Here is a 22,067-nt window from a genome sequence, read left to right on the forward strand (position 1 = left end):
CGGGTTGGACAAAGGTGTGTGACCTGTACAACTGCTGTGATCATCGGACGGCAGGGGCGTTTCACCGGAATAGGGAATTCCCCTGGCCTTTCGCGAAAAGTGGCGCATAATCGTCTTCATGCGGCTTGAAACAACCCTCTTGCCGCAGGTCACGCATGCAGGGGGGCATCGTGTCGATGAGGGATTCCAGAGGCGCCGGTACATTCCCGGCGACCTCCGCGGAGCTGTCCCGTCTTTTCACCGCCGTGCGGCGGGGCAAAGTGCTGACCGTCACCGGACGGTTCCGCGAGCCCCGGAGCCAATTGGTGCGGGAGATCGGGCAACGGCTCTCGTCCAATTTCTACGACGGCGTGGCCGTGGTGTCCATGGACCGCCGCTTCGGGGTCCGCGACCTGACGGCCGCGCTGGGCTGCGTACCGGGCATGCCGTTCCTGCCGTGCGGGACGTCCAACGCGGCGTCGTGGCTGGCGGAGCGCGACATGCTGCTCGTCCTCGACGGCTGCGAGCACCTCGCGGCCGAGGCCGTGGACTGGCTGCGCGAGCTGCTCGCCGTGGCTCCCGGGCTGCGGGTCCTGGCCGCCGGGAGCGACCCGCTGGCCTTCGCGCCGGATCGGGTGCACCGGCTCTGACCGGGCGCACGAACGGGTCCGCCCCGGCCGGCGATTGCCGGCCGGGGCGGACCCGTGGAAGCGGTGGAACCCGGCTCTGATCAGCCGAGGAGCGCGAGCGCCGCGTTCAGCGTCGCGGACGGCCGCATGATCGCCGAGGCCTTGGCGGCGTCGGGCTGGTAGTAGCCGCCGATGTCCGCCGGAGCGCCCTGCACGGCGATGAGCTCGCCGACGATCTTCTCCTCGGACTCGGCCAGCGTCTTGGCCAGCGGGTCGAAGGCCGCGGCCAGCTTCGGGTCCTCGGTCTGGCGCGACAGCTCCTGCGCCCAGTACAGGGCCAGGTAGAAGTGGCTGCCACGGTTGTCGATGCCGCCCAGCTTGCGGCTCGGCGACTTGTCCTCGTTGAGGAAGGTGCCGGTCGCCCGGTCCAGCGTGTCGGCCAGCACCTGGGCGCGGGCGTTGCCGGTGGTGGTGGCGAGGTGCTCGAAGGAGACGGCCAGCGCGAGGAACTCACCGAGGGAGTCCCAGCGCAGGTAGTTCTCCTTGACGAGCTGCTGGACGTGCTTCGGGGCGGAGCCGCCGGCGCCGGTCTCGAAGAGGCCGCCGCCGTTCATCAGCGGGACGACCGACAGCATCTTGGCGCTGGTGCCCAGTTCCAGGATCGGGAACAGGTCGGTCAGGTAGTCGCGCAGCACGTTGCCGGTCACCGAGATGGTGTCCTCGCCGCGGCGGATGCGCTCCAGGGAGTACGCGGTGGCCTCGACCGGCGACAGGATCTCGATGGTCAGACCGTCGGTGTCGTGGTCGGCGAGGTACGTCTTGACCTTGGCGATCAGCTGCGCGTCGTGCGCGCGGCCCTCGTCGAGCCAGAAGACGGCCGGGACGCCGGTGGCGCGGGCGCGGGTGACGGCGAGCTTGACCCAGTCCTGGATCGGCGCGTCCTTGGTCTGGCAGGCGCGGAAGATGTCGCCGGCGGCGACCTCCTGCTCCAGGACCGTGGCGCCCGAGGCGTCGACGACGCGGACGGTGCCGGCGGCCGTCAGCTCGAAGGTCTTGTCGTGGCTGCCGTACTCCTCGGCCTTCTGGGCCATGAGGCCGACGTTCGGCACCGAGCCCATCGTGGACGGGTTGTACGCGCCGTGCGTGCGGCAGTCGTCGATGACGACCTGGTAGACACCGGCGTAGCTGCTGTCCGGGAGGACGGCGAGCGTGTCGGCCTCGGCGCCGTCCGGGCCCCACATGTGGCCGGAGGTGCGGATCATGGCCGGCATCGAGGCGTCGACGATGACGTCGGACGGGACGTGCAGGTTGGTGATGCCCTTGTCGGAGTCGACCATCGCGAGGGCCGGGCCCTCGGCGATCTCGGCGTCGAAGGAGGCCTTGATCGCGTCGGCGTCGGGCAGCGCGCCCAGGCCGTTCAGGATGGTGCCGAGGCCGTCGTTCGGGGACAGGCCGGCGGCCGCCAGGGTCTCGCCGTAGCGGGCGAAGGTCTTCGGGAAGAAGGCGCGGACCACGTGGCCGAAGATGATCGGGTCGGAGACCTTCATCATCGTGGCCTTGAGGTGCACGGAGAACAGGACGTCCTCGGCCTTGGCGCGCTCGATCTGGTCGTTCAGGAAGGTGCGCAGCGCGTCGACGTGCAGGACGGACGCGTCCACGACCTCGCCCGCGAGGACCGGTACCGAGTCGCGCAGCACCGTGACGGCGCCGTCGGCGTCGGCGTGCTCGATGCGCAGCGTGCCGGCCTCGGCGATCACGGCGGACTTCTCGGTGGAGCAGAAGTCGTCGGCGCCCATGGTGGCGACGTTCGTCTTCGACTCGGAGACCCAGGCGCCCATGCGGTGCGGGTGCGCCTTGGCGTAGTTCTTGACCGAGGCGGGGGCGCGGCGGTCGGAGTTGCCCTCGCGCAGGACCGGGTTGACGGCGCTGCCCTTGATCTTGTCGTAGCGGGCGCGGTTCTCGCGCTCCTCGTCGCTCTTCGGGTCGTCCGGGTAGTCCGGAAGCGCGTAGCCCTGGCCCTGGAGCTCGGCGACCGCGGCCTTGAGCTGCGGGATCGACGCCGAGACGTTGGGCAGCTTGATGATGTTGGCGCCCGGGGTCTTCGCCAGTTCGCCGAGCTCGGCGAGGGCGTCCGCGATCCGCTGGCCCTCTTCCAGGTACTCGGGGAAGCTGGCGATGATCCGACCGGCCAGGGAGATGTCACGGGTCTCGACATTCACACCGGCCGTCGACGCGTACGCCTGGATGACAGGCAGGAACGAATACGTCGCGAGGGCCGGGGCCTCGTCAGTGTGCGTGTAGATGATGGTCGAGTCAGTCACCGGATGCTCCGCTCCACAGTCTGCGTCTCTCGTCTGCAACATTGCTCGACATCAAGATATCTCGTGATCGGGCCGGTCTGGACAGCCCCCCGGCGCAAGCCCGTGCGAGACGCGCGTCACTCTCGGTGGCCGGGAGGGCCCGGCGCTCCCGGAAACGGCGGAGCGCCGCCACCGGCTGTTTCCAGCCAGGGGCGGCGCTCCGGTACTACGACTGCCCGCCTGCTCAGGCGTGGACGGCCTTGGGGCTCGGGCCGTACTGGTTCGGGTTCGGCTGACCCTCGGTGGCGGTCAGGACCAGCAGCCAGATGCCGCCGACGAGCGGGACCAGAGCGATGAGGAGCCACCAGCCGGACTTGCCGAGGTCGTGCAGCCGGCGGATGGAGAGGCCGAGACCCGGAAGGAAGGTGGCCACCGCGTAGAGCAGGTAGATCCACGGGGAGGTGCCGAGGACACCGTCGATGACGGCGGCGATGATCAGAGCGGCGATGTCGAAGAGGACGAACATCCAGTACTCCTGGCGGCGCGCGCGGCCGGAGAAGACGGCGTACTTCTTCAGGACGTCGGTGTAGTAGTGCATGGGTCCCCCCAAGAGACGGTGTGCCGGCCGGTCCCCGATGGAGCGAGCCGGGGCAGAACTTATGCCCCGCTTACGTCGCGGTCAAGCCAGTTGGCAAGGCACCAAAAGGGTTACTTTTCGCCGCTCGGCCGCGCAAACACACCGGTACCGGACGCAACTTGGGACCCCCTGCCCCCATCTCCTCACCGCCCGTGACGAAATGAGCTGACGGAAGTCTTACGGCAAGGCGTGGTACACCCCACCGACCCCCGGAATTCCGTAGCGTCCCCGCCATGCGCGTACTCGTCACCGGCGGATCCGGGTTCATCGGCTCCCACATCGTTACCACTCTGCGTCTTCGCGGCCACGATCCCCTCGTCCTGGACCTCGTCCCCCCGGCGGACGGCGTCGCGTTCGTACGGGCCGACGTCCGGGACCCGGAGGCCGTACGGGCCGCCCTGCGCGGCGTGGACTCCGTCTGCCACCAGGCCGCGATGGTCGGCCTCGGCAAGGACTTCGCGGACGCCCCGGCGTACGTCTCCCACAACGACCTCGGCACGGCGGTGCTGCTGGCCGCGATGGCGGACGGCGGGGTCCGGGACCTGGTCCTCGCCGGCTCGATGGTGGTCTACGGGGAGGGCCGGTACGAGTGCCCGCGCCACGGGGTCGTGCGGCCAGGTCCGCGCCGCACCGCGGACCTGGCCGCCGGCCGCTTCGAACCGCACTGCCCCGTGTGCGGCTCGGAGCTGGCGCCCGGGCTGGTGGCCGAGGACGCCCCGACGGATCCGCGCAACGTGTACGCGACCACGAAGCTGGCCCAGGAGCACCTGGCGGCCTCCTGGGCTCGGTGCGTGGACGGCCGGGCGGTGTCGCTGCGCTACCACAACGTGTACGGGCCGGGGATGCCGCGCGACACCCCGTACGCGGGCGTGGCCTCCTTCTTCCGCTCCTCGCTGGCGCGGGGCGAGGCCCCGCAGGTGTACGAGGACGGCGGCCAGCGGCGGGACTTCGTCCACGTGACGGACGTCGCGGAGGCCAACGCCCTGGCCCTGGAGGCCGCGACCCCGCTCGGCGTGTGCACCGCCTACAACACCGGCAGCGGAACCCCGCACACGGTCGGCGAGATGGCCACCGCCCTGGCCACGGCCCACGGCGGCCCCGCCCCCGTCGTCACCGGCGAATTCCGCCTCGGCGACGTCCGCCACATCACGGCCGACTCCCACCGGCTGCGCGCGGACCTGGGCTGGCGCCCCGAAGTCGACTTCACGAAGGGAATGACGGACTTCGCGCACGCGTAAATCAGCCCCGTCGGCGTTTGAGGCGCGGGGGTCCGGGGGCTGGTCCCCGGCAACGGCGCCGCGCCCGCCCACGACGGGGAGCACCATCAAGCCGCTCCGCCCGGCCAGGGCTCAGGCCGGCACCGGCAGGGTCACCTCGAACCGGCACCCTCCGGGAACGTTCCGCACCGCCGCCCGCCCCGCGTGCGCCTCCACGATGCCCCGTACGATCGCCAGCCCCAGCCCCGCCCCCGCCGGAGGCGCCGGGACCGATGTCACCCCCGCGGGAGGCGTCCGCGCGGGAGTGCCCCGCCAGCCCGTGTCGAAGACCCGCGGCAGGTCCTCCGCGGGGATCCCGCCGCAGCCGTCGGTCACGGAGACGACCACCGCTCCGCCGTCCTCCCGTACCGAGGCCGCGATCGCCACCGTCCCGTCGGCCGGCGTGTGCCGGATCGCGTTGATCAGCAGGTTGGCCAGGACCCGGGTCATCTCCTTGCCGTCCACCTCCACGGGCACCCGGTCCACCGCTCCGCCGTCGAGCAGCACCCCGCGCTCCCGCGCCAGCGGATGCACCCCGGACAGCGCGTCGCCGACCAGGTCGTACACCGACATCCGGCTCGGGCTCAGCGCCAGCGCCCCCGCGTGGATGCGGGACAGTTCGAAGAGGTCCCCGACCATGGAGTTCAGCCGGTCCACCTCGGTGCGGATCTGCCGGTGGTACCGCGCCGGATCCTCCGCCATGCCGTCCTCCAGCGCCTCGGACATCGCCCGCAGACCCGCCAGCGGGGTCCGCAGATCGTGCGAGATCCAGGCCACCAGCTCCCGCCGGGAGGTCTCGAGCGCGCGCTCCCGTTCCCGGGACACCGCCAGCTTCTCGCTGGTCGCCGCCAACTCCCTTGACAGTGAAGCCAGCTCCGCCGTCGCCAGCCCCGGCGGCGCCGCGAAACTGCCGCCGTCGCCGAAGTCCCGTGCGGCTAGCGACAGTTCCCGACTGCGGGCCACCACCCACCGGCCCAGCAGCAGTGCCACGGCCAGCGAGACCACCGCCGCCATCGCCACCACCAGGGTGACCACCCCGAGGTCGTGCCGGGAGAGGAACATCGCCTGGGCCACGGCGAGCGTCCCGGCCAGCATCGCGGTGACCGTCACGGCGGCGATCACCGTCAGGGACACCGCGACCGACCGGTGCCGCACCAGCCTCAGCACGAGCGCGCCGAGCGCCCCCGCGCACACGGCCCCGCCGAACGCGAACAGCGCGATGAGCAGTATGTCCCTCATGCCGCGGCCACCCCGCCCGGTTCGAAGCGGTAGCCGACGCCCCACACCGTCTGGATCAGTTTCGGCCGCCCCGGGTCCTCCTCGACCTTGGCGCGCAGGCGGCGTACGTGCACCGTCACCGTCGACAGGTCGCCGAAGTCCCAGCCCCACACCTCGCGCATCAGCTCCTCCCGCCCGTGCGCCTGCCCGGGATGCCGGAGGAAGTGCGCGAGCAGGTCGAACTCCCGGACGGTGAGCGCCAGTTCGTGCCCGTCCTTCGCGGCCCGGTGGGTGGTCGGATCGAGGGTGATCCCGGCGGCCGTGAGCCGGACCCCTCCCCCGCCGGGCTCCGAGGCCGTCGCGGCTCCGGCCGCCGCCGCGCGCCGCAGCACCGAAGAGACCCGCAGGACCAGCTCCCGCGGGCTGAAGGGTTTCGTGACGTAGTCGTCGGCGCCCAGTTCCAGTCCCGCGATCCGGTCGTCCTCGTCGCCCCGCGCGGTCAGCATGATCACCGGCAAGGGGCCGGCCGCACGGAGCCTGCGGCACACCTCCAGCCCGTCCAGACCCGGCAGCATGAGGTCCAGTACGACCAGGTCCGGCCGGAACAGGCCGGCGCGGGCGAGCGCCGCCGGGCCGTCCGCGACGCTCTCCACCGTGTAGCCGGCGCGCCTCAGGTAGCCGGTGACGACCTCCGCCACCGTCGGGTCGTCGTCGACGACCAGGATCCGCGCGGGCGCGGGCACGGGCGCCGGCTCCGCACCGCCCCCGCCGCCGCCGCCACTGCTGCTGCTGCTGCTCCCGCCGTCACCGCTCATACCGTCCAGCCTCCCACCCGCGGGCGCCGGCCCGGACCCCGGAGCGCCTCCACGGGGGCGACGTCCGCGTTTCGTAAGGAGTCCACGGCCCTTTTGCGGGGCCGCGGTTCCTACGGTGAATCCGTGAGCGAAACCGTGACGGTAGACGTCGTACTTCCCTGTCTCAACGAGGCCGGGGCCCTGCCCTGGGTCCTCGCGCGCATCCCGGACGGCTGGCGGGCCCTGGTCGTGGACAACGGTTCCACCGACGGCTCCGCCGAGCTCGCGCGGTCCCTCGGCGCGACCGTGGTCACCGAGTCCCGGCGCGGTTTCGGCGCCGCCTGCCACGCCGGGCTGCTCGCCGCCGAGGCGGACGTCGTCTGCTTCTGCGACTGCGACGCCTCGCTGGACCCCGGGCTGCTGACCGGCTTCGTGGCGGCCGTCGCCGCGGGCGAGGCCGATCTGGTGCTCGGCCGCCGCCGTCCCCAGGGACGCGGCGCCTGGCCGGCGCACGCCCGGGCCGGGAACCTGGCGCTGGCCCGCCTGCTGCGGCGGCGGACCGGGCTGCGGCTGCGCGATCTGGGCCCGATGCGGGCCGCGCGCCGGGAGGGCCTGCTCGGGCTGGACCTCTCGGACCGGCGCTCCGGCTACCCGTTGCAGATGGTGGTCCGGGCCGCGGACGCGGGCTGGCGGATCCGGGAGGTGGACGTGCCGTACCTGCCGCGCTCGGGGAAGTCGAAGGTGACGGGCACCTGGCGGGGCACCTGGCAGGCGGTGCGCGACATGAGCCGGGTCCTGGCGCAGCCGGCCGACGGCCGCGCTACCGGCCGGGCCGGTGCGGGCGCGGGCGCGGCCTCCGGCGGTGCACCCTCCGGCCGCACGCCCTCCGGCGGTGCGCGATGAGCGTGACCACCCTGCTGGTGATCGCGAAGGAGCCGGTCCCGGGCCGGGTCAAGACGCGGCTCACCCCGCCGTTCACCCCGGCCGAGGCGGCCGCGCTGGCCGAGGCCGCGCTCGCCGACACCCTCGCCGCCGTGGCCGCGGCCCCCGCCCGGCGCCGGGTCCTGGTCCTGGAGGGGCGCCCCGGCCCGTGGCTGCCGCCGGGCTTCGAGGTGGTCCCGCAGTGCGCCGGGAGCCTGGATCTGCGGCTCGCCGCCGCGTTCGGGGCCTGTGACGGCCCGGCGCTGCTGATCGGCATGGACACCCCGCAGGTCACCCCGGAGCTGCTGGACGTCGACTGGTCGGCGTACGGGGCCTGGTTCGGGCCCGCCGCCGACGGCGGGTTCTGGGCGCTCGGACTGGCCGTCCCGGACCCCGCGCTGCTGCGCGGAGTACCGATGTCGGTCCCCGAGACGGGCGCGGTCCAGTACGAACGGCTGCGCGCGGCCGGGCTGCGCACCGGCCGGCTGCGCGTCCTGCGGGACGTCGACACCGCCGGGGACGCCCGCCTGGTCGCCGCCGAGGCCCCGGCGGGCGCCTTCGCCGCGCGGCTGGCGGACCTCACCCCGCGCCTCACCCGGCCGGTGCCGCGATGACCACGCTCACCTCGGGCGGGGCCCGGGCCGGCGGCCCGGTCACGGCCTGGTCGGCCGATCCGTACACGGTGGCCCTGCGCCGCGGCCGGGGGCCGCTCTACCTGCGGCGGGGCGACGGGTGGCTGCTCCCACTGGACGTGGAGCGCTGGTGCGAGGCTCCGGACGGCGCCGACCGGACGGTGCTGGGCCGCTGCCGGGGCGCCGTCCTCGACATCGGCTGCGGCCCCGGCCGGCTGGTCTCCGCGCTCGCCGCCCGCGGCCACCGGGCCCTGGGCATCGACGTCAGCCCGGAGGCGGTGGCCCGGACCGCCCGCTCGGGCGCCGCCGCCTTGCACCGGTCGGTCTTCGACACCCTTCCCGGCGAAGGCCGTTGGGACACGGCGCTGCTCATCGACGGGAACATCGGCATCGGCGGCGACCCCGCCGCGCTGCTGCGCCGGACGGCCGAGGTGCTCGCGGTGACCGGCTCACTGATCGTGGAGTGCGCGCAGACGGAGACCGGGGCCGACGTGGACGAACGCTGCGAGGTCCGGGTGGCCGACGGCCGCGGCGGCCTCGGGGCGCCGTTCCCCTGGGCCCGCGTCGGCCCGGCGGCCCTGGCCCGGCACGCGGCGGCCGCGGACTGGGTGCCGGCCGGCCGGTGGACGGCGTCGGGCCGGGCCTTCACCGTGCTGACGCGCGGGGCCGTGGCCCCGTAGCGGATCAGGGGGCGGTGGCCGGGCCCGGGCCGCCCCGCCGTCAGCGGAGTCCGCCGTACGCGGCCATGACGATCTCCATGCCGCGGTCGTCCGGCTGCCGCTCCCGGTCGAGCATCTGGTTCATGACGTAGGCCACCGTCATCCGTGCGTCGGGATCGCTCACGACGAGCGAGCCGCCCCAGCCGCCCCAGCCGAAGGTGTTGCCGAACTTCCCGAAGCCCGCCGTCCAGGACATCGGCGTCCCCAGCACGCGGTCCGGACCGCTGAACACCTCCTGCCACGCGGGCTCGCACCCCCGGGGGGACAGCAGCCGCACCCCGCCGGCCGTTCCCCGGTTCGCCAGGACCGACTGGACCAGGGCGACGGAGCGGGCGTTGCCGTAGCCGTTCACCGCGGGGATCTGCGCGCGGCGCCAGGCCGCGGCGTTGACGTCCCTGACCCGGACGGCGACGCCGGCGCTCTCCCGGGGTGCGCCGTCCGGTCCGGGCGGCGCGGCGGCGGCGTACGCGTCGGTCAGTGACGGCGGCGGGATCAGCGGTGCGACGCGGTGGTCGTGCTCCGCGGAGAGTCCGATGTGGAAATCCGCGCCCAGCGGCCCGGCCACCTCCTCCGCGAAGAACTCGCCGATACCGCGGCCGGTGACGCGGCGGACGATCTCGCCGATGAGGAAGCCGAAGGTGAGCGCGTGATAGCCGGCGGCCGTTCCCGGCTCCCATGCGGGCGCCTGCGCGGCGAGCCGCGCCGTCACGGCCTCCCAGTCGTAGAGCTCTCCGACCGCCCTCACCCCGGGCAGGTCCGCCAGCCCCGCCGTGTGCGACAGCACGTGCCGTACGAGCACGCCCTCCTTGCCCGCCGCGGCGAACTCGGGCCAGTAGGCGGCGACCGGAGCGGACAGGTCGAGGAGGCCCCGGTCGGCGAGGATCAGCGCGCACAGGGCCGTCATGTTCTTGGTCGTCGAGTTCACGCAGGTGAGGGTGGGGCTCTCCCAGCCGACGCGGCGGTCCGCGTCGGCGTACCCGCCCCAGAGGTCGGCCACGGGCTCGCCGTCGAGGTAGACGGCCGCCGAGGCGCCCACGTCCTCCTTGGCCAGCAGCCCCGCGAGTGCCTCGCGGACGGCGCCGAACCGCGGCTCGCAATATCCCTTAATGTCGTTCATGGACGTAAGCCTCGGGCAGCGCCACGTGGTGCCGCCCGACAATTCCCGCACGGGATGTGTCGGGTGGGAACGGAAGGACGGACAGCGTGCTGGAGCGGCTGAACCAGGCGTTGGAGCACCTGGAGTCCCGCCTCGACCAGGACATCGACATGGCCGAGGTGGCCCGGATCGCCGCGGTGTCGGAGTACCACTTCCGCCGGTTGTTCTCCGCGCTCGCCGGGATGCCGCTCCCGGTCTACGTACGGCGCCGGCGGATGACCCTCGCCGGGGCCGAGGTGCTGGCCGGGGAGCTGACGCTGCTCGACGTGGCGGTGCGGTACGGGTACGGCTCGGGCGAGGCGTTCGCCCGGGCGTTCCGCTCGGTGCACGGCATCGGACCGGGCGAGGCCCGGCGCACGGGCGCGGTGCTCACGGCGCAGCCGCGCATGTCCTTCCGGGTCGTCGTCGAGGGAAGCACGACGATGCGGTACCGGATCGTGGAGAAGGAGGCGTTCCGGGTCCTCGGCAGGAAGGCCCGGGTCCCCCTCGTGCACGACGGGACCAACGCGGCCGCCACGGCCCATGTGGAGAGCCTGGACGAGCGGGCGGTCGTACGGATGAAGGAACTGGCCGGCCTGGAGCCGGAGGGGGTCCTGTCTGCGGTGGTGCACCTGACCGACAGCCGGGAGGAGGGAGCCGAGGTGGACTACTGGGTCGGCGTGGTGACCGGACCCGGGACGACCGCCGAGGAGCTCGACGCCCTGGAGGTGCCGGCCGGGACCTGGGCGGTCTTCGACAACCACGGGCCCTATCCGAGCGCCCTCCAGGACCTGTGGCGCGACGTGTTCACCCAGTGGTTCCCGTCGAACCCGTACACGAGCCGGCCGGGTCCGGAGCTGCTGCGGACGCGGCCGGTGGAGGTCGGCGCGGAGACCGGCTCCCAGCTGTGGATCCCGGTCGAGCGGGGCGGCGGCTGACACCACGCCGGTTCGCCCGTCACCGCGCCGCCTCGTCACCTCGCGCGCCGGCTCCGGGGGAACGCGGCCGGGAGCGCCGCCACCGGCCGGTGGCCGCCGCGGCTCCGGCGGCCACCGCCACCGCGGCGAGCACCAGGAGCAGGTTCCGCCCGTACGGCAGCGGCAGGGCCGACGGGTTCGGCGGCGTCCCCGGTCGCAGCAGCAGGGGCAGGGTGACCAGGACGAGCACCCCCGCCGTGAGCAGGGCTCCCCGTACGAGGCCCCGTGCGGGCACCGCGGCGACCGCGAGGCCGGCCGCCAGGACGAGGGGCGCGATGATCCCGTCGTGCAGGACGACCGCCCCGCCCATCCACACGAGTACGTCGAAGGGGTCGGGCAGGTCCGCCAGCAGCCGGCCGCCGATGGCGATCAGCAGCAGCCCGGCCCCGCCCAGGAACAGGCGCACGCCCTTCACAGGACCTCCAGCAGGGTGACCCACTTGGTCTGCAGGACCCCGGGCCGGTTCGGCGCGATGACGCGCGCCGGGTAGCCGTGGTCGGCGGTCAGGGTCTGGCCGTTCAGTTCCAGCGCGAGCAGGGTCAGCGGGTCCTCGGCGTAGTCCCGGCCCATGTCCATCACCCGGTACGCGCCGCCCGTTTCCATCGAGGTGACCCTCAGCCCGGCCCCGGGCGGGGCGCCCGCCCGCGCCATCAGGTCGCGGATCCGCACTCCGCTCCAGCGCGCTTCCACGCTCCAGCCCTCCACGCACGCGATCGGCAGCCGCGCCTGCGCCCTTGGCAGGGACCGGAGTTGATCCAGCGTCAGGGTGTAGGGGGTGGGGCCCCGCACCTCCAGCCGCCAGTCCCGTACGGCCCGTTCGGTGACGCCGGCCGCCGCGGCCGTGCGGTTGACCGGGAGCCCCTGCGGTCCGTGGTCGGGGTGGCGGGGTGCGAGCAGGTCGAGGCGCTTCAGCGGGGTGAAGGACTGCCCGACGGTGGTGAGGGTGACGGCTCCGACGGCCGCGCCGACACCGAGCATCAGGGAGCGCCGGTCCGGGCCGTCCTGCGCGGGGAGTTGGAGCGTCCCTGGTGAACGGCGGCTCCAATGGGCTTTGATTTCCGGGGCCTTGACGGCCAGGTGGAGGAGCAGTGAGCCGGTCACCACCCAGGCGAGGGCGAAGTGCGTCTGGATGAAGCCGAACGGCCACGGGTACCACTCGGCGATGTTGAGGAGTCCGGTGAAGACCTGGAGGACGGCGGAGGCCACGAGCACCGCCACCGACAGGCGCTCCAGCCCGTGCCGGACACCGCGCACCGGGGGCCACACGAACAGCCTCGGGTACACCGCCCAGAGCTTGGCCAGCAGGAGCACGATCGCCGCGAGCCCGGTGGCGATGTGCAGGCCCTGGCTGAGCCGGTAGCCCCAGACCGGGCGGCTGGGCAGCGAGTCCGCGGCCCAGCCGGGCGGGTGCTGGAGGTAGTGGCTGATCAGGCCGGTCAGGAAGCAGACGGCGAAGGCCGCGCCGAGCCAGCGGCCCAGCGAGGTGGCGGTACGGGCGTCATGCAGGCGGCCGCCGAAGGAGGGCGGCCGGAACGGGAAGCGCGAGGCCGGTTCCGGCGGCGCAGGGGGCGGCGGCGGTGGCGACACCGGTGGAATCGGAGGTACGGGCGGAGTCATGCCCTCCATGAGAGCGCCGCCGGACCCCGCGCGGGCGGCCCGACACCTTACGAAACGCGGACGCCGGGCCCGGTCGCCCGCCCGGCGGCGTCCCGCGCTGCCAGGCTGGCCCGTATGGACCACCCCCGCGCCCGGACCCTCCTGACCGTGCTGCTGCTCGCCGCGCTGACCGCCGTCCTCGTCCCCGCCGTCCGCGAGGAGGGCTACTTCGCCGACCCGGCGCGGCTCACCTGGTGGTACGCGGCCGCCTGGACGCTGTTCGGCGCAGCCGCCTGGTCGCTGCGCCGGGTGCCGGAGCGGTACGTGGTCCCGCTCGTGCTGGCCGGCGCCCTGGCCGTCTGCGCGGCCGGGCTCGCCGGGCCGCCGCTGACCAGCACCGATTCCTTCCGCTACGCCTGGGACGGGCGGGTGCAGGCCGCCGGGATCTCCCCGTACGACCACGCCCCCGCCGATCCGGCGCTGCGCGCCCTGCGCGACGACTGGCTGTTCCCGCGCGGCGCGGCCGCCTGCGCCGGGCCCGACCGGGTGGGCATCGAGCCCGGGGTGTGTACCCGCATCAACCGGCCGTCCGTCCACACCGTCTACCCGCCCGCCGCGGAGGGGTACTTCGGGCTGGTCCACGCCCTGTCTCCGGCGGGCGTGCGGCACAAGGCCCTGCAGACCGGAGGGGCCCTGCTGGCGCTCGCCGTCACCGGGGCGCTGCTGCTGGTCCAGCGCCGCCGGGGCGCGCGGCTGCGTACCGCCGCGTACTGGGCCTGGTGTCCGGCGGTGGCGGTGGAGGCGGTGAACAACGCGCACGTCGATGTGCTCGCCGTCCTGCTGTCGGTGGCGGCGCTGGGGGTGGTGGTGCGCCGACGCGCCCTCGGCGGAGCCCTGTTCGGGCTGGCGATCGCGGCGAAGCTGCTGCCCGCGGTGCTGCTTCCGGGTGCGCTGGCCGGCGTACGGCGGTGGCGGGACGCGGCGGCGCTGCTGCTGCCCGCGGCCGCGGTGGTGGGCCTGGCGTACCTGCCGTACGTGCTGGTCTCCCGCGCATCGGTCTTCGGCTACCTGGGCGGCTACGCCGAGGAGGAGGGGTACGAGGACCCGGGCGCGGGCGGCCGCTACGCGCTGCTGCGCCTCGTGCTCCCGGACTCCTGGTCGGTGCCCGCGGTCGCGGTCGGGATGCTGGCGGTGACGGCGTACGTCTGGCGGCGCGGCGATCCCGAACAGCCTTGGAGCGCGGCGCTGTTGGTGACGGGTACGGCGTTCCTGCTGATGACGCCGGGGTACTCCTGGTACGCGCTGCTGCTGATCGCGCTGGTGGCGCTGGACGGCCGCGCCGAGTGGCTGGGGGTGGCGGTCGCCGGGGCGGCGGCGTACGTCTCGGTGCGCGCGCTGGGCGGGGCGACGATCCCGGTGGCGTACGGGCTGGCGGGCGCGGCCGTGCTCGTGGGGTGGTGGGTGCGGCGGCGGGCGGCGGCCCGGGGAGGGAGGGGAGTGCGCCCCGGACCGCCGCCTCGCGCTCCTCGGAGCGGTCAGCCGATGTGGAACGGGTCCCCGTAAACCTTCCAGTCCAGGGGGGTGTTGAGGTTCAGGTTGCCCTTCTTGACCCACACTCGCTGGGCGGTGTCGACGCGGCTGGTGTCGCTGTGCGCCTCCTCCTGCTTCATCGCCCAGACCCGGGCGTCGAGGAAGGCGTTGAGCCAGGTCTTCTCGTTGCCGCCCTGGGCCGGGGGCTTGGCCTTGGAGAGGGCGCGCTTGCGGATGTTGCGGAAGCTGGTGGAGTCGTCGCCGTCGCCGTGCATGACGATGGCGTCGTAGTAGATGAACTGGCCGAGCACGCCGACCCCGTCGGACTTGCCGCGGCTCACGGCCGGGTTGAAGTAGACCCGGTCGCGCTCGTGGTTCTGGGCCTTCTTGAAGTCGGAGTCGGAGGCCGCCTTCACCCAGTCCTTGGTGAAGTTGGGGTCGAGTCCGGCGTGCGAGTCGCTGCCGTCGACCTTCCGCAGGGCGGGGAGGTACTTGGCGAGCACGTTGCCCGGCTTGATCTGCGTGTAGTACTCGACGAGTTCGAGCATGTCGTGGGTGCCGGAACAGAAGCCGATGATGCCCGCCGTGTAGCCGCGGCCGTCGTCTATGTCCTCGATGTACTTGTACTGCGCCTTCCAGTTCAGCGAGGAGTTCTCGGCACTGGAGACGATCTGCATGGCGATGTCCTTCTTCACCGGATCGTCGAGTCCGACGGCGGCGGCCGACACCTGCGCGGAGGCCGGTGCCGCGGTGGGGGCGGCGGCGGTCGCGTGGGCGGTGACGGGCACGGCGAGAAGGGCGGCGCCGAGCAGGGTACTTACGGCCAGTCGCTTGCGGTGGGGGGTGAACACAGTGCCTCCATGAGGGAGTTGATGCTCGGGCGACTTCGTTAGGAAACTTTACTACCAGAAGTCGCACCACCTCAAGGCCCCGGTACGCCCCGCTCCGGGTGGACCTCCAGGCCTCCGCGTGGCGCCGCTGCGCTGCCGGGACGCGGCCAGGAAGGTCCAGCCGATCTCCACGGCCGGGTGCGGTCACGGCCGGGTGCGCGGTCAGAGCCGGGTGCGGTCAGAGCCAGCCGTTGCGCCGGAAGCCCCGGTGGATGACGAAGCACGCGACGGCCATCACGCCGAGCACGAAGGGATATCCGTAGGTCCACTTCAGTTCGGGCATGTGCTCGAAGTTCATGCCGTAGACCCCGCAGACCATCGTGGGGACGGCGATGATGGCCGCCCACGCGGTGATCTTGCGCATGTCCTCGTTCTGGGCGACGGTCACCTGCGCGAGATGGGCCTGCAGTATCGAGTCCAGGAGGGCGTCGTACGCGCCGATCTGGTCGGTGGCACGGGTCAGATGGTCGGCGACGTCCCGGAAGTAGGTGCGCATCTCCGGCGGGATGACGGGAATGGGCAGGGTGCTCAGCTGCTGGAGCGGCCGGCCCAGCGGGGCCACCGCCCTGCGCAGTTCCAGCAGTTCGCGCTTGAGCTGGTAGATCCGGCCGGCGTCCCCGCGGCCGCCGTGCTCGCTGAAGACCATGGTCTCGACGTCGTCTATGTCGTTCTGCACCGCGTCCGTGACGGCCACGTACTCGTCGACCACGTGGTCGGCCAGTGCGTGCAGGACCGCGACCGGCCCCTTGGCCAGGTGCTCGGGGAAGGCCTCCAGCTCCTCGCGGACCGACCCGAGGGTGCCGCGGCCGCCGTGCCGGATGGTGATGACGAAGTCGGCGCCCGCGAAGGCCATCAGTTCGCCGGTCTCCACCACCTCGCTGGTCGAGGTCAGCTCCTCGTGCTCCACGTACCGCACCGTCTTGAACACGGCGAAGAGGGTCTCGTCGTAGCGCTCGATCTTGGGCCGCTGGTGGGCCTGGACCGCGTCCCCGACGGCGAGCGGGTGCAGGCCGAGCAGCTCGGCGAGCCCGGCGAACTCCTCCTGCGAGGGCTCGTGCAGCCCGATCCAGACGAAGCCCTCGCCCGTCTTGCGGACGCGGCGCAGCGCCTCGCCCACGTCGGCGTGGCCGTGGCCGTCCTGGCGCACGCCGCCCCGGTAGACGATGCAGTTGACGACGGCGCTGCCGAGCGGGGAGCGGGCCGGGTGGCTGAGGTCGACGGCCCGCTTGTAGCTGCGGCGCACGGCCCGGCGCAGGTTGCTGAACATGGACAACGGACGTACTCCCCTTCGGCGGATCAGCGGCCAGTGTGCCACCGGCACGCGGACCGCATGAACGCCCCGCCCTCAGGCCCGGCGCTCAGGCAGCCCGGCCCTCAGGACCGGTCGATGAAGACGCTCGTGGACTTCACCCGCGCCGTCGCCCTCGCTCCGACCTCCAGGCCGAGTTCCTCCACGGCCTCCCGGGTCAGCAGCGACACGACGCGGTGCGGTCCGGCCTGGATCTCCACCTGCGCGTCGACCGTGCCCAGCTTCACGCCCGTCACGATGCCGGCGAAGGCGTTGCGCGCCGAGGTGTACGGGGCTTCCCCCTCGCCGTCCTCCTGCGCGACCTCCACGCAGAACGCGGCGAGGTCCGGCCCGTCGACCATCCGCCGGGTACCGTCCCGACGCGTCGGGAACCTTTCCGCGTCGGCCCACCGCCGGGCCGTGTCTACGCTGACGCCGAGCAGCCGCGCCGCCTGGCCGATCGTGTAGGACTCCATGCCCGCAGCCTAAGCCCTCCCCCGGCCGGTCCTCGCAGGCCAAGGGGTCCGGCCCCGCCGGGACACCCCCCAGCCAGGCCCCCTAGCCGAGCGCCCCCGCGGCCGCCCGCGCGACCGCCTCCGCCACCGTCGACAGCGCGGGCGAGTCCAGCTTCCACTGCTGCCAGTAGAGCGCGATGTCCAGGCTCCGCCCGGGTGCGATCACCACGAGCTCCCCCGCCTCCAGCAACGGGTCGGCCTGCACCATCGGCAGCATCGCCCAGCCCAGCCCGGCGACCGCCGCGTCGCAGAACCCCTCCGACGTCGGCACGTAGTGCCGTACCGCGGACGCCGTGGCCGCCGCGTCCCCCGTCAGCACCCGTACGAACTCGTCCTGGAGCAGGTCCAGCCGGTCGAACACGACGACCGGCGCCTCCCGGAGGTCCCGCTCCACCGCGTCCCGCAGATGCCGCGCCGCGAAGTCCGGGCTCGCGACGGGCAGGTACCGCACGAGCCCGAGCCTGCGCACCGTGCACCCCGCCACGGGCACCGGCTGCGAGGTGACCGCCGCCATCACGCGCCCGTCCCGCAGCAGTTCGGTCGCGTGCGCCTCGTCCTCCCGGTGCAGTTCGAAGCAGACCGGCGGGTCCTGCGGCACCCTCGTCAGCGCGGGCAGGAACCACGTGGCCAGCGAGTCCGCGTTGACCGCGATCGGCAGCCGCACCGGGCCCAGGCCCTCGGCCATGCCCAGCTCGGCCCGCGCGTCGCGCTCCAGCCGGACGAGCTGCCGGGCGAAGCGGACGAGGACCTCACCCGATTCGGTCGCCCGCACGGGCTTGGTCCGCATCAGCAGCACCCGTCCGGTCCGCTGCTCCAGCGCCTTGACGCGCTGGCTGACGGCGGAGGGGGTCACGTGCAGGGCGGCGGCCGCCGCGTCGAAGGTGCCCTCGTCGATCACCGCGAGCAGGGTCCGCACCTGGTCCACAGGCAGCTCATCCATCACAGCGGCTAATGGTAGGTAAGAATCTTTAGCTGTACTCCTCGCCGCGCCGCCACCTACGGTCGAAGACATGAACCACGGCATCATCCCGGCCGCCCTCGCGGGCTTCGGCACCGGACTTTCGCTCATCGTCGCCATCGGCGCCCAGAACGCCTTCGTCCTGCGCCAGGGCGTGCGCCGCCAGTCGGTCCTCGCCGTGGTCGCCATCTGTGCCCTCTCGGACGCGGCCCTGATCGCCCTCGGCGTGGCCGGCGTCGGCGCGTTCGTCACCGCCTGGCCGCCCGCCCTCACCCTCGTCGGACTCGTCGGCGGCGCCTTCCTGATCGGCTACGGAGCCCTGGCCGCCCGCCGGGTGCTGCGCCCCGACCCGGGCGCCGCCCTCACCGCGGACGCCACCGGCAGGGCCGCCGGCTCCGCCACCACCCGACGCGTGGTGCTGACCTGCCTGGCCATGACCTGGCTCAACCCGCACGTGTACCTCGACACCGTGCTGCTGCTCGGGTCCATCGCCGCCGGCCGCGGCGACCTGCGCTGGGCCTTCGGCGCCGGGGCCGTCCTGGCGAGCCTCGCCTGGTTCGGCGCGCTCGGCTACGGCGCCCGGCTGCTCAGCGGCCCGCTCGGCAAGCCCGCGGCCTGGCGCGCCCTGGACGGGCTCGTCGCGGCGACCATGGTCACGATGGGCGGCCTGCTCCTCGCCCGGGCCTGACCCCGCGCCGGCGTACGACGGGCACTCCCGCCGAGGTCCACCCCATGGACGCGCCCCGAGTGGGTACGGATCACCGTGCCCGCCGCCTCGTACCCCACCTCGTACGGCCCCCCGCATCACCAGGAGCCCCCGTGCCGGACCAGCCCCCGACTCCGACGCCAACCCCGCCCCCTACCCCTACCCCGCCGCCCTCCGCGTCCCCGTACACCGACTCGGTCCGCGCCCACTACGCCGCCCAGCCCTCGCCCCTCGTCGCCGCCACCGGGGTCGTGCTGGATCCGCGCGGTCGGGTCCTCGTCCTCACCACCTCGTACAAGGCGGAGCTCGAGCTCCCGGGCGGGGGCGTGAAGGACACCGAGACACCGGAAGAGGGGCTGGCCCGCGAGCTGAAGGAGGAGCTGGACCTGAGCGTGCCGGTCGGGCGGCTGCTCGCCGTGGACTCCCGCCCGCCGGGGCCGCTCGGCCGCTCCCTCGTCGTCCACGTCCACCTCGTCGGCCCGCTCACGCCCGAGGAGGCCTCCACCCTCTCCTTCCCGGACGGGGAGGTCACCGAGGCGCGCTGGCTCACCCCGGAGGAGGCCTACGAGGCCCTGGACACCCGGAAACGGTCCCGTCTGCGCGCCGCCCTGGCCGCCCTGCACTCCGGCTCCCTCGCGCACCTGATCGACGGGGTGCCGCAGCCCGGCTCCCCGGCCGGCCTCGACCCCGCGCGCCGGGCGGAGCTGGAACACGCGGGCGCCTACGACACCGCCGGCCACCGCGCCGCCCGCCCCAAGGCCCTGACGGCGGCGAGCGTGCTGTTCACCGACTCCGCGGGCGGGGTCCTGCTGGTGCGGCCCGCGTACGGTGATCCGGACCACTGGAACCTGCCCGGCGGCGGCATCGACAGCGACCTCGGCGAGATCCCGCGCGCCGCGGCCCGCCGGGAGGTCCTCGAAGAGCTCGGCCTCGACCTGCCCCCGGGCCCGCTGCTCGCCGTCAACTGGTCCCACCGGTCCGGCTATCCGGCCCGCGTCCGCTTCCTCTACGACGGCGGCACCCTGGACGCCACCACCCTGGCCCGGATCCGCCTGCCGAAGACGGAGCTCCTGGAATGGCGCACGGTCCCCCCGCCCGACCTGCGCCGCTTCACCAAACCGGCCCTCCGCCGCCAAATCGAAGCCTGCCTCACGTCCCGCACCACACCGGGCGGCCCCGTGGAACTCCACGCCGGCCGACTGGTGGACCAGGCCTAGGGGCCCCGGTCGCGCCGTCGGCGGGCGGCGCGACCGGGACGCGGCTCAGCTGATCGGGCCGAAGATCTCGGTGCGGTCGAAGTCGGCGTCCATGCCGTCCAGCACCGCTCCCAGTTGTTTCTCCTCGTACGTGAAGTGCGTCTCCATGACCGCCTCGATCCCGTCCAGATGGCGGTGCGCCACCTCCGGGTCGGTCGAGTCGGCCACCGCCTTCCGCAAGCCGCCGATGAGGTGCTCGATCATGTTGTGGTCCTGAGTCAGCTTCGCGATGACCGGGGCCAGGTCGGGTCGCGCCCGTACCAGTTCCGGGAACAGCGAACCGTCCTCGGCGCGATGGTGACCGGACAGGGCAGCGCAGAACCCGTGGCAGAACAACAGCAGGTCGGTGGCGGCGCCAGCGGGATCGCCGCCGTCCAGTCCCGCCCGCGCCAGCGCCAACGCAGTGCGCAGCTTGCCGTGCACCCGCTGCAGTTCCCCGCCCCAGGCGGTGACGCGGTCAGTCGACAAGGACGCCCTCCCGTCGCAGCCAGGCCGCGCACGCGGTCGTCCAGGACGCGGTGTGCGGCTCGCGCGCAATGAACTTGTGCGGCTCGCCGCCGTACTCCACGCCGTCGGCCAGGCCGATGCCGTGGCTGCCGCCCGGGTAGACGTGCAGCTCCACCGGTACCGCGGCCGCCGCCAGCGCCCGGGTCCACTCCAGGGCGTTGGGCAGGCCCGGCGGGTCCTGAGCGGTGGCCCATACGAAGGTCGGGCACACCGACGCGTCCACGTGCCTGGCCGGGGACAGCTCGTCCTTGATGGGCAGCAGTTCGCCGAGCAGGTTCTCGACCACCGCCGGCGGCAGCAGGTCGAGGTCGGCCAGCGCATAGGCCAGGATCGCGAAGTCCGGTCGGGGCGGGTCGGCGACGCCCTCCTCGATGGACAGGATCCGGCCGGTCATGAGCAGGCCGGCGAGTTGGCCGCCCGCGCTTGATCCGATGACACCGACCCGGCCGACGTCGAGGCCGTGGTCGCCGTTGCGGATGTGGTCCAACCCGGCCCGGGCGTCTTCGAGCGGGGCCGGGAACCGGTCCGGCAGCAGCCGGTAGGACAGGACGAAGGCGTGGATGCCGAGGCCGGACAGCCAGCGCGCGTAGCCTTCGCCCTCGTGCGGCGGAAGTTCCCGGAAGCCGCCGCCGGGCAGGACGAGGACGGCGGGTCGGGGGCCGAAGAACCGGTCCTCGGCGGGGTAAAGCGTGATCTTCTGTGAAATTGGGGTGGGAATGGCCGGAGCCACCTTTCGAGACGACGCCTCCATGCCTGACGATCGATCCGCCACCGGCACGCGACGCTGCCTGAAACTATAACCACCAAGGCCAGCTGGGCGGTTGCGTCGCACTGCCGCAACGGCGTCGCCCTCCCGCTCCGAGGCCCCGGGGCCGCCGGGGCCGCCGCCCGGAAGTAGCGGGGCGCCGGTCGGCTACTTCGGTTCGGTCGCGAGCTGGATCAGGTTGCCGCAGGTGTCGTCGAAGACGGCGGTGGTGACGGGGCCCATCTCCAGCGGTTCCTGGGTGAAGCGGACGCCGAGGGCGCGCAGGCGCTCGTACTCCGCAGTGACGTCGTCCACGGCGAACTGGGCGAGCGGGATGCCGTCCTCGACGAGCGCGTCCCGGTAGGTCTTGGCGGCCGGGTGGCCGGCGGGCTCCAGGAGGAGCTCGGTGCCTCCGGGCTCCTCGGGCGAGACCACGGTCAGCCACCGGTCCGGCCCGCCCAGCGGGACGTCGTGCTTCTTCACGAACCCGAGGATCTCGGTGTAGAAGTGCAGGGCCTTGGCCTGGTCGTCGACGAAGACGCTGGTCAGGTGGATCTTCACGGGGTGCTCTCTTCCGGTCCGGACGGGTCGGGCATGCGCCATCGCTCGGCGATCTGCCGCAGCGGGGCCGTGTTCAGGTCGTGGAACTTGTACCGGCCCTCCCGCCTGGTCTCGACGAGGCCGGCGGCCTCCAGCACGGCGAGGTGCTGGGAGACGCCCTGGCGCGAGATGCCGAGCCGGTGCTTCATCGTCAGCCGCGAGCAGATCTCGAACAGCGTCTGCCCGGACTTCTCCGCGAGCTCGTCGAGGATGGTGCGGCGGGTCGGGTCGGCCAAAGCTCTGAAGAGTTCGTCGGCCACCCCCACAGGATAGGCAAGC

The 22,067-nt window shown here is 73.4% G+C and carries 24 protein-coding genes; 9 read left to right on the top strand and 15 right to left on the bottom strand.

Annotated features, from left to right (window positions below):
• Positions 1 to 176: 176 nt before the first annotated feature.
• Positions 177 to 629, top strand: coding sequence for a hypothetical protein (locus AC3IX6_RS04280; RefSeq protein WP_489368895.1), 453 nt, complete (start codon positions 177 to 179; stop codon positions 627 to 629).
• An 80-nt stretch (positions 630 to 709) separates the two neighbouring features.
• Here AC3IX6_RS04280 and AC3IX6_RS04285 read toward each other — a convergent pair whose 3' ends face one another.
• Both AC3IX6_RS04285 and AC3IX6_RS04290 read right to left on the bottom strand, forming a co-directional pair.
• Positions 710 to 2,929: an NADP-dependent isocitrate dehydrogenase gene (locus AC3IX6_RS04285; RefSeq protein ID WP_489368896.1), complete on the bottom strand. Its 2,220-nt coding sequence runs from the start codon at positions 2,927 to 2,929 to the stop codon at positions 710 to 712.
• Positions 2,930 to 3,152: 223 nt separating this feature from the next.
• Positions 3,153 to 3,506: a DUF805 domain-containing protein gene (locus AC3IX6_RS04290; RefSeq protein ID WP_489368898.1), complete on the bottom strand. Its 354-nt coding sequence runs from the start codon at positions 3,504 to 3,506 to the stop codon at positions 3,153 to 3,155.
• 272 nt (positions 3,507 to 3,778) lie between these two features.
• Here AC3IX6_RS04290 and AC3IX6_RS04295 point away from each other — a divergent pair, with 272 nt between their 5' ends.
• A complete protein-coding gene (locus AC3IX6_RS04295) occupies positions 3,779 to 4,783 on the top strand; it encodes an NAD-dependent epimerase/dehydratase family protein (protein ID WP_489368899.1) in 1,005 nt (334 codons plus the stop codon).
• 111 nt (positions 4,784 to 4,894) lie between these two features.
• Here AC3IX6_RS04295 and AC3IX6_RS04300 read toward each other — a convergent pair whose 3' ends face one another.
• Positions 4,895 to 6,040, bottom strand: coding sequence for a sensor histidine kinase (locus AC3IX6_RS04300; protein WP_489368901.1), 1,146 nt, complete (start codon positions 6,038 to 6,040; stop codon positions 4,895 to 4,897).
• Entirely contained in the window at positions 6,037 to 6,834 is a 798-nt protein-coding gene (locus tag AC3IX6_RS04305; RefSeq protein WP_489368902.1) for a response regulator, read from the bottom strand. Before AC3IX6_RS04305 ends, AC3IX6_RS04300 begins: the two co-directional genes overlap by 4 nt.
• Positions 6,835 to 6,957: 123 nt before the next feature.
• Here AC3IX6_RS04305 and AC3IX6_RS04310 point away from each other — a divergent pair, with 123 nt between their 5' ends.
• The 3 genes from AC3IX6_RS04310 to AC3IX6_RS04320 are packed head-to-tail and all read left to right on the top strand — an operon-like array spanning position 6,958 to position 9,046.
• Complete coding sequence (locus AC3IX6_RS04310; protein ID WP_489368903.1) at positions 6,958 to 7,716, top strand: glycosyltransferase family 2 protein; 759 nt, start codon at positions 6,958 to 6,960, stop codon at positions 7,714 to 7,716.
• A gap of 2 nt (positions 7,717 to 7,718) precedes the next feature.
• A complete protein-coding gene (locus AC3IX6_RS04315; protein ID WP_489371330.1) occupies positions 7,719 to 8,348 on the top strand; it encodes a TIGR04282 family arsenosugar biosynthesis glycosyltransferase in 630 nt (209 codons plus the stop codon).
• Positions 8,345 to 9,046, top strand: a complete 702-nt coding sequence (locus tag AC3IX6_RS04320; RefSeq protein ID WP_489368904.1) for a class I SAM-dependent methyltransferase — start codon at positions 8,345 to 8,347, stop codon at positions 9,044 to 9,046. Before AC3IX6_RS04315 ends, AC3IX6_RS04320 begins: the two co-directional genes overlap by 4 nt.
• Positions 9,047 to 9,086: 40 nt before the next feature.
• On the opposite strand, the gene AC3IX6_RS04325 is transcribed toward AC3IX6_RS04320, so the two are convergent.
• A complete protein-coding gene (locus tag AC3IX6_RS04325; protein WP_489368905.1) occupies positions 9,087 to 10,202 on the bottom strand; it encodes a serine hydrolase domain-containing protein in 1,116 nt (371 codons plus the stop codon).
• Positions 10,203 to 10,288: 86 nt separating this feature from the next.
• Between AC3IX6_RS04325 and AC3IX6_RS04330 the strand changes: the two genes are divergently transcribed.
• Positions 10,289 to 11,158 (top strand): AraC family transcriptional regulator, encoded by an 870-nt coding sequence (locus AC3IX6_RS04330; protein WP_489368907.1) that lies wholly within the window; start codon positions 10,289 to 10,291, stop codon positions 11,156 to 11,158.
• Positions 11,159 to 11,177: 19 nt separating this feature from the next.
• On the opposite strand, the gene AC3IX6_RS04335 is transcribed toward AC3IX6_RS04330, so the two are convergent.
• Both AC3IX6_RS04335 and AC3IX6_RS04340 read right to left on the bottom strand, forming a co-directional pair.
• The gene (locus tag AC3IX6_RS04335) at positions 11,178 to 11,612 is read right to left on the bottom strand and encodes a hypothetical protein (protein WP_489368908.1); all 435 of its coding nucleotides are present in this window, start codon (positions 11,610 to 11,612) and stop codon (positions 11,178 to 11,180) included.
• Positions 11,609 to 12,784: a molybdopterin-dependent oxidoreductase gene (locus AC3IX6_RS04340; protein ID WP_489368909.1), complete on the bottom strand. Its 1,176-nt coding sequence runs from the start codon at positions 12,782 to 12,784 to the stop codon at positions 11,609 to 11,611. The genes AC3IX6_RS04335 and AC3IX6_RS04340 overlap by 4 nt, the downstream gene beginning before the upstream one ends.
• 144 nt (positions 12,785 to 12,928) lie before the next feature.
• Here AC3IX6_RS04340 and AC3IX6_RS04345 point away from each other — a divergent pair, with 144 nt between their 5' ends.
• Positions 12,929 to 14,356 carry a glycosyltransferase family 87 protein gene (locus AC3IX6_RS04345; protein ID WP_489368910.1) on the top strand — a complete coding sequence of 476 codons (1,428 nt, stop codon included), beginning with the start codon at positions 12,929 to 12,931 and terminating at the stop codon, positions 14,354 to 14,356.
• On the opposite strand, the gene AC3IX6_RS04350 is transcribed toward AC3IX6_RS04345, so the two are convergent.
• The 4 genes from AC3IX6_RS04350 to AC3IX6_RS04365 all read right to left on the bottom strand — a co-directional run bounded on the left by AC3IX6_RS04350 (position 14,329) and on the right by AC3IX6_RS04365 (position 17,956).
• Positions 14,329 to 15,174 (bottom strand): chitosanase, encoded by an 846-nt coding sequence (locus AC3IX6_RS04350; protein WP_489368911.1) that lies wholly within the window; start codon positions 15,172 to 15,174, stop codon positions 14,329 to 14,331. The two genes, AC3IX6_RS04345 and AC3IX6_RS04350, sit on opposite strands and share 28 nt — an antisense overlap.
• Positions 15,175 to 15,391: 217 nt before the next feature.
• Entirely contained in the window at positions 15,392 to 16,480 is a 1,089-nt protein-coding gene (locus tag AC3IX6_RS04355; RefSeq protein WP_489368913.1) for a magnesium and cobalt transport protein CorA, read from the bottom strand.
• Between the two features lie 107 nt (positions 16,481 to 16,587).
• Positions 16,588 to 16,977: a TOBE domain-containing protein gene (locus tag AC3IX6_RS04360; protein ID WP_489368914.1), complete on the bottom strand. Its 390-nt coding sequence runs from the start codon at positions 16,975 to 16,977 to the stop codon at positions 16,588 to 16,590.
• Positions 16,978 to 17,059: 82 nt separating this feature from the next.
• Positions 17,060 to 17,956, bottom strand: coding sequence for a LysR family transcriptional regulator ArgP (locus AC3IX6_RS04365; RefSeq protein WP_489368915.1), 897 nt, complete (start codon positions 17,954 to 17,956; stop codon positions 17,060 to 17,062).
• Positions 17,957 to 18,026: 70 nt separating this feature from the next.
• Here AC3IX6_RS04365 and AC3IX6_RS04370 point away from each other — a divergent pair, with 70 nt between their 5' ends.
• Positions 18,027 to 18,662, top strand: coding sequence for a LysE/ArgO family amino acid transporter (locus AC3IX6_RS04370; protein WP_489368916.1), 636 nt, complete (start codon positions 18,027 to 18,029; stop codon positions 18,660 to 18,662).
• 131 nt (positions 18,663 to 18,793) lie between these two features.
• Positions 18,794 to 19,897, top strand: a complete 1,104-nt coding sequence (locus AC3IX6_RS04375) for an NUDIX domain-containing protein (protein ID WP_489368917.1) — start codon at positions 18,794 to 18,796, stop codon at positions 19,895 to 19,897.
• A 45-nt stretch (positions 19,898 to 19,942) separates the two neighbouring features.
• Here AC3IX6_RS04375 and AC3IX6_RS04380 read toward each other — a convergent pair whose 3' ends face one another.
• From AC3IX6_RS04380 to AC3IX6_RS04395, 4 genes are all read right to left on the bottom strand, one after another.
• The gene (locus AC3IX6_RS04380; protein WP_489368918.1) at positions 19,943 to 20,404 is read right to left on the bottom strand and encodes a hemerythrin domain-containing protein; all 462 of its coding nucleotides are present in this window, start codon (positions 20,402 to 20,404) and stop codon (positions 19,943 to 19,945) included.
• On the bottom strand, positions 20,394 to 21,173 hold the full coding sequence (locus AC3IX6_RS04385) for an alpha/beta hydrolase (RefSeq protein ID WP_489368919.1): 780 nt from the start codon (positions 21,171 to 21,173) through the stop codon (positions 20,394 to 20,396). Before AC3IX6_RS04385 ends, AC3IX6_RS04380 begins: the two co-directional genes overlap by 11 nt.
• Before the next feature lie 183 nt (positions 21,174 to 21,356).
• Positions 21,357 to 21,749, bottom strand: coding sequence for a VOC family protein (locus AC3IX6_RS04390; RefSeq protein WP_489368920.1), 393 nt, complete (start codon positions 21,747 to 21,749; stop codon positions 21,357 to 21,359).
• Entirely contained in the window at positions 21,746 to 22,048 is a 303-nt protein-coding gene (locus AC3IX6_RS04395) for an ArsR/SmtB family transcription factor (RefSeq protein ID WP_385383530.1), read from the bottom strand. The genes AC3IX6_RS04390 and AC3IX6_RS04395 overlap by 4 nt, the downstream gene beginning before the upstream one ends.
• Positions 22,049 to 22,067: the final 19 nt, after the last annotated feature.

This window comes from Streptomyces sp. GL_141 (genome assembly GCF_057834385.1).